Here is a 13,430-nt window from a genome sequence, read left to right as displayed (position 1 = left end):
TACTTGCAGTTTAAGTGAGAGCTGGGCACCGGAATCAAACGGATGTAAACAATGAAAACGCACACGTTATATTTAGCGGTAGCGGGGATCTGCACGTCTTTTGCTACCCATTCTGCCATCGTAGAGCTTGGTGACGAGGCTAAATTGGATTGGGGGGTCGATGCATACGTAAGAGCGCACGCGATTGATCCATCAGATACTGAATCAGAAAATGGCTACAGCAGCCGATTTCGTCTAACGACCAATTTCATCTTACAAGATGGTTGGTCAATCAATACACGCTGGCAAGGCTATTACGATTGGTCAGGTGACCGTCGCCATAGTGGTGGCGCAGGCACCAATTACACCGATGGTAGCAATGCTGACGGTTTATCGATCGACTTAGGTTTCGTACAATACGCCAATGATGGCTTGGTGTTAAGAGCCGGTCGTCAACGCGCCGATTGGGCTTATGGTTTTAATATCGAAAATGACCGCCGCGATCGTATGCTGGCAATGCAAACTTACGGTTACGGAGAAGGCAACAACATCAGCGTACTAGGTATTTACGATCTACGCTTTGCTGAAGATGAACATCAATCTAACTTCGATGTTTATGAAGATGTGCATATGTACGCTTTAGCTGCTGTCGGTAGCCATAGCCAACTCGATTGGGGCATGTTGTGGGCTTATTTCGACGGGGGGTCGGAAAATATTGGTGATGCGAGTCAAGGCATTCCTCAACAAGGTTATGGTATTGACTACTTCCATAACATCTCACCCTTTTTTAGTCTAAATTTTGACCAATTAACATTCAAAGGAGCGGCTAACGTCATTCTATCAGACTCGACGAAAAAAAATGGCTACCACACTACTTGGGGTAATGATGGCTATGCGGGTTTCTTAGAAATGAGCTATCAGTTGACACCAAGTATTGTGCTTCAAGCGCAAGGAATTGGGTTTATTGATGGCGGTTTGGTGGGGCGTGGGTTCGATACCTATTCTGGCTTAATCAACAACAGCGATCGCAACAACCCAAGCCCAATCTCTCGTCAGTTCTTTGGTGGACTGGGCCATGAAAATAACGACGGTCAAATTTACGCAGCGCGCATCAATTGGCAAGCGAGTGATAAGTGGAACCTGCAACTTGCTGGCGGTCAGATGACTATCGACAATGAGCTGGGTAGTAACAAAAACCTTGAAGCAACATTTGCTGATATCAAAGCACAGTATCAATGGAGTAAATATACCGATTTTACGCTTCAAACCAGCTGGGCCAATGATGATATCGATGATTTAGCCGCAATGGCGCAAATCAATATTCGCTACAACTAACCACTGACCTAATCCCATACCGTGGGTTCTTGGTCTAATCAAAAGCGGTGATTTCAACTCACCGCTTTTTCCGTTTTACAGTGTAAACTCACTCAAAAGAATCAGGTTAATCTCAACTTTTTGATGGTTGCCGTTGATATTTGCCATGCAAAACAATCATCAATATCGGCAAAACTGACAATAGATAAACTATCGCTAAGCTCAATGTACTGTCAGAAGTCACCCACCCTGAGAGTGCCACAATCATCGCACCGCCAACCATACGCAGGAAACCATCCAGCGATGCTGCCAATCCTGCACAGTTTTTAAAAGGTTCTAGTGCCAATGAGATTGCCGCCCCTGACATCACACTGAAACCACCACTGGCTATCGCAGCAACAACAAAAAATCCATAAATATTAGCTGATGAAAATAAGACTAGCCCGATACCTGCCAGCGCAGTTAAACTCGAACCAACTAACACCGTGTGGTTGCGCCCCACTCGCTGGATTAATTTTGGAGCGAGCAAGCTAAACAAAATTTGCGCGCCACCAATCGCCCCAAACAGAACAGAAAACATCACTTGGCTCAAGCCAGCTTCGACCATTGCTACACTCGGTGCCACAGCGACATAAGTTAATAACCCAGCAAAGCTAAGCATGTTCGCCACAGAATAGCGAACAAACGCTTTGTTGCGGAAGATTGCTTTCACATCACAGGTCAGTATTTTGTTATTCTGAGCTAGATTTGATACTGACTTACTCGGCTTTTCCAAACTCATGCAAGCCGATATAGCGAGTAGCGCGCCAATCGCGGTCATCATATAAAAACCGCCTTGCCAACCTAGCGCTGTCGCTAAGCCACTTCCAACCAGAGGCGCGATCGTCGGAATTGCACTGGTCACGCCACCGATATAGCTGAGTAATTTCCCTGCTTGATTGCCATGATAATTATCTCGCACCCACGCCATTGCGGTGATCATTGTGAACGAAGCACCCAAACCTTGCAGAGCACGGGCAAAATATAACGTTTCAATCGTCTGCGAATAGATCGCAGTTAAGCTGCCTAATGCATAGATCAAGCTACCGATCACCGCAGAAAATCGTCGTCCAAATCGGTCTGAAAGTGGCCCCGCGATCAATTGACTGACACCCAGCACTAAAATATAGATCGAAATGGTCTGACGCATCGCGGCATCCGTGACAGAAAACACCTCGATCATCTGAGGAAACGACGGCAAATAGACGTCAATTGCCAAAGGCCCCAGAGGCACCAATGAGAAAATGATCAGCAGTGGTAACAGCTTGCTATTTGCCATCATAAAACCCTCTTATTGAGCAAAAATTGGCGTGTATAGCGCAACACCGCTAAGACGAGAAATCGTCTGCAAATAAGCAGTGATTGAGCTAGGCATCGTTAGCTCACCAATCATGGTCAAATTGCGTAACTCAGCAAATAACGCGATATCATCAATCGTCAAATCACGTGATTGTTTAGCCGCACTAGCCAAATCCCATTGTTGGCTAATCTCAAAGAGTGCCTGCTCAAGTGCTGGAAGATACGTTGAGGTTTGCGCTAACAACTGATCTAAACTAGTGCCAAACATTTCCTGACGTGATTGCGTAAACATGGTAACCGCGCTCTCAGTAGCAAGTTCAGGTAGGTTTAAATGCAGCATACGCGGGTAGCATAGCTTAGCGGTCAGAGGCTTAAGCTGCGTCAAAATTTGCTCCAGTTGCGAAGAAAGTTGATAGCTGGCTAGATAAGGCTGATAAAGTGAATCTAACCTTTGCAGAATATCTAAGCTTTCTGTCATCAGCTCAGTGCTGCTTTCAGAATTGGTATATTCGAGGATTGGAACCGTAAATTGAGTCAGTTTATCTGCGACTTGCTGCGGTAATTCACCGAGGGCAAACGGCTTTAGTTCGACATCAAGCTGCTTCAAACCAATCAATGTTTTTACGCGGACGCAGTAAGGACAGCTATCAAATACATACAACTTCATCATGATCTCTCTTTCAAAATGGGCAGTAGCGACGCTCATTAACGTCGCTATCTGTTGGCGAGAGCAAAGATAATTCCTATACTGTTTGGACACAATTAGCACAAATATCACTTAACAATATACAAATAGTATCGAATGGATAAATACCGAAACATGCAGCTGTTTTGCACCGTTGTCGATCAAGGCAGTTTTGCAAAAGCGGCAAAATCTTTGAAGCTCACACCGGCGATTGTCGGTCGCCATATCGCGGCATTAGAGAATCAACTCGGCTTTGTTCTGCTCAATCGTACAACGCGCAGTATGCAGTTAACCCCAGGAGGCAGAGGCTATTATGAAGGAGCAAGAGCGATCTTGAATGAGATCGATGCACTGGAAGATTCGCTCAGCAGCACTCACCAAGTGAATCCGACGGGGTTGATCCGTCTATCTGCGCCCGATGCGATGGGACCGATATTGATGCAAGCGATCAAATTGTTTCGTCGCGACTATCCAAACATTCGCTTTGATCTGGTACTTGCCAACCAACAACTTGATCTTATTAAACACGAAATCGATCTTACCTTTAGATTCGCCTTTGAATTACAGGACTCATCTTACATCGCGACCAAGTTAGGTCAGACAACGATGGGGCTCTATGCGTCGCCTGGTTATTTGCAATTACGCGGCACACCAACCAATCTTGCCGATCTCGAGCAACATGATTGTTTGCACATGGGAACAAATCGCTATGGTGACAACTGGATCTTAAGTGTTGATGGTAAGAACGTTACTTTTAGACAGCCGTGGATCGCTGTCATCTCAGATACTCATACCTTAATCCAAGCCGTAATTGATAAAATGGGCATCGTGATGCTGCCAAAAATATTTGTCAGCCAGCCTTTATCCAAGGGCGAATTAGTCGAAATTAAAGGGATTGCTGACTTTCCGCCTGTTGGAATTTATGGGATGTATCCTACGCGCAAACACATCCCGTATCGCCTCTCGCTGTTTTTAGATCACCTTAAACAGTGGATGCCACATAACCTGCCGAATATTGTTTAGATCGCATTTGTGTGGCGTTTTTAACTATCTCAGGCGCACGAAGTGATTTTGCACCAAACAATCTAGAAAACGTTCAGTTGCAACGTGGGTAAATTTAAGTGGGGCGGCTAACTCACCAAACAGTGGCACCCCGCCACCCAGCACCACTGGAATGGTGGTAATGATCATCTCATCAATCAAATCTTGTTCAAGGAAGCTTTGCACCGTCTTTCCACCATCAATGTAGAGACGTTGATACCCTTGCTGATTAAGCTCTGCCACCACCTGCTTTAGGTCGCCTTTGACTAAGAACACCTTGTCTTGATACTCACTTGGGATCGACGACAGTGTATTGCTGAGTACGAACACTGGTTTGCTATAAGGCCAATCACAATCGAAGCTCGCCACCATTTCAAAGGTATTTCTCCCCATCACCAGCGCATCGACCTGCTGCATAAACACTGAGAAACCAAAATCCGAGCCGTCGAGGTTAGGATTCGGGGTATCGTGTAACCAATCGACCTGATTATTCTTATCAGCGATGAAACCATCAATACTTGTGGCGATATAAACAATATTAGACACAGCAATACTCCAGTAAATGAGTTGGCAAAGAGAAGGAACTTTTCTATAATTTCTACATTGTAGAATTAAAGTGTATTAGTTGATCCCGATGAGTGTCAAGAACAAGAGTAGAGGACGACCTAGTGGCGTGACCGGTCGTTTAAACCGTGATTCGATCATGATTCAAGCCAAACGCATGATGCTTGATCAAGGTAAAGTGCCAAGTATCCGCAACTTAGCCGCTGAATTAGACGTCGATGCCATGGCGATTTATCACTATTACGCCAATAAAAATGATCTTCTTGAGTCGATCACAGTGTCACTGATCGATCAGATCTACCAACCGCAACAAGGCGCGAGTTGGCAGCAAGAACTTAATCGCCTCGCCTGGAGTTATTTAGAACTCTTACAGCGTTACTCAGGGCTATTAGATACCTTGTTGTCGATGAAGGTGGAGGGACCTGCAAACCGCTTTGAACAGCATTTTAATGCCATTGTCGATGAACTAACGTTGCCGGCAGAACATCAACAAAACGCGCTGCATTTGCTGGTGGATTATCTACATGGTGTCGCGTTGGCGATGAAGTGCAATCAAACTCAGGTCAAAATCACGCTAGAAATGATTGAGGGACCGTTAAATCTTATTTGCCACTCGATACATAGAAAGGATGTTTAAACGCTGTAGAAGGCGTTTTAGAGCGCTATACGGGCATATTAAGCCTGCATAGCCGCTACTAGAGAATTTATCGCCTATCAGTCGTTGAGATTTCGTACCATTTTCCCGGCGATTTGCTCAAACAGTTCAAGCTGTTCTGCGCTCAAGTCTGCGGTCATTTTATCATGCAGCTTAGTATCCACACTGGCTATTTGGCTCACTATCCCTTGACCACTCTCGGTTATTTTTAAGCATTGGCTGCGCTTATCTTGCGGATTCGGGCGTTTTTCAATCAACTGCTTTTCAATTAAGGTGTTAAGCAATCGCGTCACCTGCGCTTTATCACGAGACAAAAAGCCGGCGATATCCACAGCCGTGCAGTTCGGTTGATGGGTGACTATCTTCAAAACCCGGACATGCATCGGCGCGATATCCAAATCCAACTGCTCTATCTGCTCATGTAAATTCCGCTTCAAACTGTGCACTAAGTGAAACAGAGTTTCTAATGATTTTTCATCAGCCATTTTATTACCTTCAAAACATAGTTGACTTTATCAACCAAAACACTATAGTTGACATTATCAACTTAATTAACGGTTGTTGCAATCTTTCCAGTCACTGCAAACAACCAAGTTGTTGAAAATATCACCCAAAACCACTTTTAAAAATGAGAGCATAAGATGATTGATAAAATCCGTCGAGAAAAACGTTACCGCGTCACGATTGAGGAGATTTCGACTAATGAGGAATCTATTCAACGCACTGAATTTGAACACTGCGATCGAGAAGACCTGTTTAATACCATAGATAAACTCAAACAAGGCACCGACCTAGAAACTAACACCGCGACCAAAGTCGCCGTTGCATTGCGTCTCCTTGGACCAACAATGATGGCTAATCGTAAACATCCTTTGTTCGTAGAGTTAATGCCACACTTTAAAAACTTTATGCATAACCTCAAAATCACAATTAAACAAAAACTCAAAGCACAAGACGCTTAAGCGCCAATTATGATTAAGGGGCAACAATGCCCCTAATTCTCAGCATAAGCGTACCGCCGTTTAACCTCTACAACCTCGACACTGTAAGATTGATACCACTTGTCGCGCCCCAATTGTTGAGCGATTTGATGTTGGCTGTCTTGATGCCAATTGCGTATGTCCTCTTCGCTATGCCAATAGGAAATCGCAATCTCTTGCTCACCTTCTGTTACTGCAATGAAATCTTGGCAGTGATAGTGATTAAAAGCCAACTCGCGCATTAAGGCGACCATCTTGCCATACTGCTCATCTTGAACGCCTACCTTGGCTTTAAAAATTACCGCATACATTATCAATTCCCTTTTCACCTAACGTATCGCTTAGAACTGTGATACCGCAAACTTGGTACAAGCCAAAATCATTGCAAACCTAGTTCATTGAAAATCAGATTTAACGAAAATCAAATCTCATCAGCTAGCTAAGTTTACAATGTAAATTGGTTAGTCATTTATAGTAGCCGTATTGATTAGTGCCTCTCTTGCCATTCATCAACACGAATCGCATAAACCACAGTATCCCACCATTGGTGCTTAAAATAACGGTGTTCGCGGAAGTGCCCCTCTTTGACCATACCCAGTGTCTGACACAATTTAATCGCGGGGAGATTCTCACTTATCGTCTCAGCATACAGACGGTGTACACCAAGCTCGCTAAAACCGAATTCAACCAGTGCACTCATCGCTTCTTGGATGAGACCAATACCTTGACTTGAGCGTGACAAACCACAGCCAATCGATGCTTGCTGGTCCGCTTCTAAACGCAAACAGGCGGTACCAATAAACTGACCTGTCAATGTATCCTCTATCGCCAACTGGTAAGCCTTACGCGGCTGCTCTAACGCCTGGGCGATAAATAACTTGGTGAGCTGTCGATACTTCTCAGCATCGCAATCTTCTTCGCTGTAGAAGCGTTGATATTTGCTATCTTGAGAGAGTGCGATAAAAGCCGCTTCATCAGACTCCCGCATATCGCGTAAAATTAACCGACAAGTTTGCAGCTTAAACATGATGACTCCAATAACTATAGAAACGGGAACTTTCTTCAAAAGTCTGCATATTCAATATGCCGCGAGGAGAACTGCTGTTCAAGCAATGGAATTGATAGTTAGATTCAGGTCGCAGTCAGGGTAAATCGAGATAGAAGATTCATCTCAATCTATGTTGTCGTTATCTCATCAATCTTCTTAGACCAAGCACACAACAAAACGACTTCACAGATTTACAATGTAAATTGCTCCTTTAGCGCGACGTTGGAAAACTATGTTCGGCATCGAAACGATAGATTGCAGTAACTTTCGTGCCTTCCATAGAGTAGGTCAGTGAATCACAAAGTTCTGCCGCTAGAACGATACCTCTACCATGATTAAGCTGAGTAGAGTGTTGTTTCGGGTACTCCTTGTATTCAAACCCGACACCATTATGTTGTAAGTCAACCACCAAACAACGTTCGGTCGGATGATAATCAAAATTTAACTTCAGCCACGCGTCTTCACGCAACTGCGCCAATTTCTCTTCTCGCTTCTGATAGAAGAGGAAAAGACCTTCAGGAAGCTCTTTTATTGAACTGTCCATCTCGAGTAACCCATGCTCAACAGCATTGGTGACCAACTCGGATAACATTGAACAAATCAAATCAAGATGCGGGCCGCCAAATACCATTCCGGATAAGTAATGACGAATATCGCCCATTAAGGTAGCCTGCTTGATGACCGTTGAAGAAAAATGCAATTCAGACTTAACTGATAGGTTACTGTACAAGTTGCAGGTGTTAACTTCAGCAATACTCTTATCACTTGAAATAGGGAATTGCATTGAAAGAATAGAAAGGTCGTCTTCTACACTTTTATCTGCAAACTCGCGTACCGATTGATACAGGGTCGGAATGGTCATACAACCAGATTCAAGTACGCGTTCTAATCGCTCCTGTCCAAACAGCTCCCCTTCCGCGCTAACCGCTTCGATAACGCCATCAGTATAGGCAATGATTCGTTGATCAGGCTCGAGCTTTAAATGCACTAAGTTTGCTTCAAACTCTTTACTCGTCAAAACGCCTAAAGGCATATGCTTCGATTCAAGCCGAAGAACTATGTGTCCTTCGGCATCAAGAATATAGGCATCGGGTAAACCGCCCCCCCACCATGAAACCTCAAAACCGCTTGCACGCACTTCAAAGAAACTGGCGGCAAGCATCATTCCCGAAGGAAGAAAGCGCTCTAACACATCATTAATCTCACCAACAATCTCACCTAATGCCATGCCTTTCGCTGCCATAGAAAAAAATGCGCGAGTGGCGGGGATAGCCGAAATTGCAGCAGGTAAACCGTGGCCTGTTGCATCAGCAATCATCACATACACACCACCGTGAGGTCGGTTCGCGACAACAATTAGGTCTCCGTTAAAAATCGTCGAAGGCGTTGAAATGTAATCAATGCCGTAAACATGTTTTACCTGCGCACTCATTTCATCTTTTAAATGAGAGAAAATTGATTCCGCAATCGCATAATCGTATCGGATCTGTTCGTGAAAAACGCTGAGCTCGTCTCGCTGAGACATCACTTCATTGTGCATAGTGACAATGCGGTAATGGGCCTGAACTTTTGCCAACAGCACACTGCTTTCTACCGGCTTCAAAACAAAATCGTCCCCAAGTGATAAGCATCTCTCAAAGGAATCGTGATCGTCCAGAACGGTTAGAAAAATAATCGCGATATGCTGGCTGGGAAAAGCCTCCCTAATTTGTTGAGCTGTAGTAAACCCATTTTGCTCTGGCATCATTACATCAAGCAATACAATGTCAGGCGGCGTGCTCAACGCCTTAATAGCATCGACAACACCTACCCCACTCTCAAAAGTATCAATCCTTGAAGTAACGTGGCTTAGCATCATACGGCACAATTCCCGATTACTCGCTTGATCGTCAACAATCATGATTCGCATTTTTGCTCCTCACTCAATCGAGAATTTTTTATCAAATCGCGATATAGCCAAGACTTTTCGCACTTGAGGCAATGTATTCGTTAGCCTAATTTGACCGTCACTTTTCTCTAGGTAGTTTTGCATGTTGATCAAAATGCCCAGACCCGCACTATCTATGTAATCGACCATTCTTAGATCGATGACGAAATTAAAATCGCGCTTATCTGCATAACAGCGTTTAAAATCTTGAATTAAGTTGAAGCCAAATGGCCCTTTGACAAATATGACCACTCGCTTAGCCGCTGTATCAATTTCAGCTCTAACAGACATGAGCCCTCCCTCTCAATCGCTCTAATGGCGATACATACCTAGTTTGTCTCTTACCCAGTTAGTCGTGTAGACAACGAATACTTCAAACATGGCAACGTTTCAGTTTAGTAACCGATAGCGTCAAGAATTGATAATGTTGAATGGGAAAGAGACACCTAGCCAAGTAAAACTAATTGCTTATTGTTGAGTGTAGGAAGGATTGCTCATTACGCAAATGCTCGGAACGGCACAGCGGTATATGACAAGAGTGGTGAGCACATATTCTGTCGGGAGATCAGCTAAATAGACAAATTGGTTATAACGAGACAACCGCATTAATAATCAATCTATCATTAGGGTGATTTACACTGTAAATACGACAATCACTTTACAGTGTAAATCCGCAATAGTGTCTATTTACAATGTAAATCAGTTTGGTCTTTACACTGTAAATAACGAGGGCACTACTTGAGAATGGCTTGCAGATAATGCCTGATGTGCTCTTCGACTTGCTTTCGTCCAGACAAGCTGAATTCACGAGCACAGTCGGACCAAGACCATTGTTGAAGCACCTTACGTATCAACAGTGCACTTGAGGTGTCCATCGGATTAGCCCAAATATATTTCGCAAGTATCATCGCTACATTCTCATAACTCGAACCGCCTTGCGCATATCCTTGTAAAATATCTATCTCTAAACGATTCAGCTTTTCAACTCGATTCGAAAAAGAGTTAGCAAGAACGCAAATTAACGGAATATCGAGATGCTTGTAGAGATCGGTCAATTGATAACGGAAACTTTGCGTCAGCAATTCTTGAGCGGGTTCAATCCAACTACTCTCACCATGAACCATAATCAAAGAATGGCAACCACTCGCCTGGTCGCGTTGAATACCAAGCTTGATTGGACGGTAACCATTAGCAAACCAAAATCTAAATAATTCAGCAGTCACACCAAAACTGGTTGAGTAAAAATCATAGTCCGTTTGCAAGTAAAGTTGTTTGAGAACATCGCCACCAATTCCGTGGCTCTGAAAACGAGGATGAACTGCGATGCGCATAATACGTAAACTCTTCTCTACTGACGGTGCCACCAATGCCAGTTGAGACGCAAGCGAAGATGCCACTAAATGGCCTTTTGGTCGACGTTTACCAATTAAAACTTGTTGTGCAAGTTCTTCATCAAACTGCCCTTCTTCCACCCCCACGATACAAGCAATACAGATATCGTCTCTGAAACAAGCAAACAACCGCATTGCAGGATCGCTCAATAGCAGCATCAAGTCGTTTGGGGTAGTTTGATAATGAGCGTTAACCAATAAGGCGAAACACTGCTGAAGCTTGTCAGGTGCATTGAACAGTTGCTCTTTACTATAGTGAGCGAGCTTTAGCGACGGCTTCACTAGCTCAGCGCTCTCATCTAACTCACCGAGCTCGGCATCGAGTAAGAAGGTCTGATACTGCCAAATCTCAAGCGGATCGTTACTTGCCCAGCGGATTGGCGTATCCATGTGATAAAAGCGAGTACCAGGTCGATTGTCAGTTAGCCAAGTTTGGAACTTCAACGTAAAACCACGTCCGCACCCCTCATAACCATGAATCGTCGTAGCAAATACTGTTCGATGATACTGCTCAACCATACTTCTCAACATAGGCAATGGTATCGCAGAAGCTTCATCCACTAACAACAAGTCACATTGAAAGTTGCCTCTCACCACTTCATCTGGCGCGACAAATTCAATCGATGAACCTTGCCACTCTAATTTAAACTTACTTCTGGTCGCTGAGCCTAACTGCTTTTCTGCATGCTCAAACAAAGGGGAAACATTGCCGATAGTTGGTGAGGTAACGATAATTTTAATCTTGCGCTCCAACATCAACTGCGCCGAAGCAATACCTAGTGCACTGGTTTTACCTCGACCTCGGTCAGCAGTGAGCACCAACGGACGACGACGATGCCCGGTAACAACTTTCTTGATCAACTCTACCGCCTGAGACTGCATCTCGAATGCATCGTGTGGTGATTCTAATCGATTGTCGTTGTGGGGAATTGACGGTAGCAGATTGCCCTGCTCCACTACCAATAATTGTTTGAGCGATCTCTGCAACCATTGTCTAGCGAAGTCTTCTGACGAGTAGTCGGCATTACAAAAAATAGCAATGCCACCACCACGTAGAGTTCCTAGCACAGAGGCAATACTGTTCGCATCGAACTCTCCACTCAAATCAATAACCAGTAACTCACATTCATGACCCAGTAGCTGCTGCCCTTTATTCATTGGCCGTGATTGAGTAGCAAACAGCAATGGCTCGCCACCTAGCTGAAAACAGGACCCTTGGATCAACTGCGCAGCGTGTTGACAAAAATCATTACACCAGGCGTCATCACCTCTTAGCACAACACCAAAGCGGTGGTTATTTACTTTTGCTGCTTGTAGCAGCTCAGCGAGAAATGGTTGTTCAGATAACATAACTTAGAAATACGATTATATTTCTCGCTAGTATATACCCAACCTATATAGAGAGGCACAATTCTCATGCCTTTATGACTCATAACGCAAAAACTTAGACAAGTACTAAACCGGCTAACAATCAAATCTCAGCCAATAAAAAAGCCGCTAAAAAGCGGCTTAATAAACGTAGTAAAAGTAACATTACTTAAGTTTGTCTTCTAAGAATGCGAAAATATCTTGCATTGTTTTTTCGTCAATTTTCTTTAGATTCAACGCAAGGTTGGCCCCTTTGCGACTGTAACTTACACGACCTTTAATCAAATCAACTTTATTACTTACGGCGCGTTTGCTTGGCGATAACTCTTCAATCCATGCTTCAATCATTTCAGAAACATCTTTAGTAATACGCGCTACGCCTTGTGCTTCGCTGCGTTGCCACGCAAAACCATCTTTGTCACGACACTTTTTCAGCAAGATGCCTTTGTCAGCATGACTAAGTTGGCTAAATTGCTTATGCAGCTTAACGATAGTTGGACGTCCAAGATCCGCTACATTAGGATATGCTTGCAACAACTCTAACGGTAAATCTGCCGCTTTAAGCGCGCCACTCACTAATGCTTCGCTGCACTGGAACATCTTTGCCAATGCTTTCTGATCTTCCGCTTCACCACTAGCAAGCTTAGCCTGCATCTCTTTACCTTTTTCGTATAGTGACAGCGGTTTATGCGCGTTCGCAACGTCAGAAAGAAACTTAGCGTGCTCTGAATTAATATTTTGAGCCACGTAAACTAAGAATGGTTTACCCGCCAAAATACACGACATACGACGACGACTACCATCGAGAACCTCGATTTTGCCATCTTCACGCATACGACCAACAGCTGGGTATTGTTGACCACGCTCGCGTAATGTCACTAACACGTCAGATAGTGCGTGCTCATTCAGAAATGATTGTTCACGAGCGTTATCAGCAAATACTACCGTTTGCTTTTCTACTTGATCCGCTTCGATGCGAGTCAACTTAAACTCAACCATCTCCTCGCCTGCAACTGAAAGTTCAATTACATGAGCTTGCTCTTTCGCAGCTTGATGAGCTTCTTGTGGCGTCGTGGCAACGCGTTTATTGGTCTTGCCAAATAATCTAGCGTTTAAATCTGAAGTTTTAATTGCCATGAG

The 13,430-nt window shown here is 44.1% G+C and carries 14 protein-coding genes; 4 read left to right on the top strand and 10 right to left on the bottom strand.

Features of this window, described 5'->3' with window-relative positions:
* Positions 1-51: 51 nt before the first annotated feature.
* Complete coding sequence (locus IRQ95_RS11070) at positions 52-1,314, top strand: hypothetical protein (RefSeq protein WP_194436987.1); 1,263 nt, start codon at positions 52-54, stop codon at positions 1,312-1,314.
* A gap of 112 nt (positions 1,315-1,426) precedes the next feature.
* On the opposite strand, the gene IRQ95_RS11065 is transcribed toward IRQ95_RS11070, so the two are convergent.
* Together IRQ95_RS11065 and grxB are read right to left on the bottom strand one after the other, a co-directional pair.
* Positions 1,427-2,614: a multidrug effflux MFS transporter gene (locus tag IRQ95_RS11065; protein WP_228481379.1), complete on the bottom strand. Its 1,188-nt coding sequence runs from the start codon at positions 2,612-2,614 to the stop codon at positions 1,427-1,429.
* 9 nt (positions 2,615-2,623) lie between these two features.
* A complete protein-coding gene (grxB, locus tag IRQ95_RS11060; RefSeq protein ID WP_194436986.1) occupies positions 2,624-3,301 on the bottom strand; it encodes a glutaredoxin 2 in 678 nt (225 codons plus the stop codon).
* Positions 3,302-3,433: 132 nt separating this feature from the next.
* On the opposite strand from grxB, the gene IRQ95_RS11055 reads away from it, so the two are divergent.
* Entirely contained in the window at positions 3,434-4,339 is a 906-nt protein-coding gene (locus IRQ95_RS11055) for a LysR family transcriptional regulator (RefSeq protein WP_194436985.1), read from the top strand.
* Between the two features lie 24 nt (positions 4,340-4,363).
* Here IRQ95_RS11055 and IRQ95_RS11050 read toward each other — a convergent pair whose 3' ends face one another.
* On the bottom strand, positions 4,364-4,903 hold the full coding sequence (locus tag IRQ95_RS11050) for a dihydrofolate reductase family protein (RefSeq protein WP_194436984.1): 540 nt from the start codon (positions 4,901-4,903) through the stop codon (positions 4,364-4,366).
* Positions 4,904-4,991: 88 nt separating this feature from the next.
* Here IRQ95_RS11050 and IRQ95_RS11045 point away from each other — a divergent pair, with 88 nt between their 5' ends.
* Positions 4,992-5,558 carry a TetR/AcrR family transcriptional regulator gene (locus IRQ95_RS11045; protein WP_194436983.1) on the top strand — a complete coding sequence of 189 codons (567 nt, stop codon included), beginning with the start codon at positions 4,992-4,994 and terminating at the stop codon, positions 5,556-5,558.
* Positions 5,559-5,635: 77 nt separating this feature from the next.
* On the opposite strand, the gene IRQ95_RS11040 is transcribed toward IRQ95_RS11045, so the two are convergent.
* Positions 5,636-6,061, bottom strand: a complete 426-nt coding sequence (locus tag IRQ95_RS11040) for a MarR family winged helix-turn-helix transcriptional regulator (RefSeq protein ID WP_194436982.1) — start codon at positions 6,059-6,061, stop codon at positions 5,636-5,638.
* Positions 6,062-6,217: 156 nt separating this feature from the next.
* Between IRQ95_RS11040 and IRQ95_RS11035 the strand changes: the two genes are divergently transcribed.
* Entirely contained in the window at positions 6,218-6,538 is a 321-nt protein-coding gene (locus IRQ95_RS11035) for a DUF3861 domain-containing protein (protein ID WP_194436981.1), read from the top strand.
* Positions 6,539-6,570: 32 nt separating this feature from the next.
* Here the strand turns inward: IRQ95_RS11035 and IRQ95_RS11030 are convergent, their stop codons facing one another.
* From IRQ95_RS11030 to IRQ95_RS11005, 6 genes are all read right to left on the bottom strand, one after another.
* Positions 6,571-6,867: an antibiotic biosynthesis monooxygenase family protein gene (locus IRQ95_RS11030; protein WP_194436980.1), complete on the bottom strand. Its 297-nt coding sequence runs from the start codon at positions 6,865-6,867 to the stop codon at positions 6,571-6,573.
* A gap of 176 nt (positions 6,868-7,043) precedes the next feature.
* Positions 7,044-7,583, bottom strand: a complete 540-nt coding sequence (locus IRQ95_RS11025) for a GNAT family N-acetyltransferase (protein ID WP_194436979.1) — start codon at positions 7,581-7,583, stop codon at positions 7,044-7,046.
* 232 nt (positions 7,584-7,815) lie between these two features.
* On the bottom strand, positions 7,816-9,513 hold the full coding sequence (locus IRQ95_RS11020) for an ATP-binding SpoIIE family protein phosphatase (protein WP_194436978.1): 1,698 nt from the start codon (positions 9,511-9,513) through the stop codon (positions 7,816-7,818).
* 9 nt (positions 9,514-9,522) lie between these two features.
* Positions 9,523-9,822 (bottom strand): STAS domain-containing protein, encoded by a 300-nt coding sequence (locus IRQ95_RS11015; protein WP_194436977.1) that lies wholly within the window; start codon positions 9,820-9,822, stop codon positions 9,523-9,525.
* Positions 9,823-10,265: 443 nt separating this feature from the next.
* Positions 10,266-12,272, bottom strand: coding sequence for a tRNA(Met) cytidine acetyltransferase TmcA (locus tag IRQ95_RS11010; RefSeq protein ID WP_194436976.1), 2,007 nt, complete (start codon positions 12,270-12,272; stop codon positions 10,266-10,268).
* A 183-nt stretch (positions 12,273-12,455) separates the two neighbouring features.
* Positions 12,456-13,427, bottom strand: a complete 972-nt coding sequence (locus IRQ95_RS11005) for a ParB/RepB/Spo0J family partition protein (RefSeq protein ID WP_194436975.1) — start codon at positions 13,425-13,427, stop codon at positions 12,456-12,458.
* Positions 13,428-13,430 lie beyond the last annotated feature (3 nt).

This window comes from Vibrio fluminensis, assembly GCF_015278125.1.
Lineage (GTDB): Bacteria > Pseudomonadota > Gammaproteobacteria > Enterobacterales > Vibrionaceae > Vibrio > Vibrio fluminensis.
Note: the sequence above shows the minus strand (reverse complement) of the source record. Positions and strands in the feature narration are given on the sequence as shown.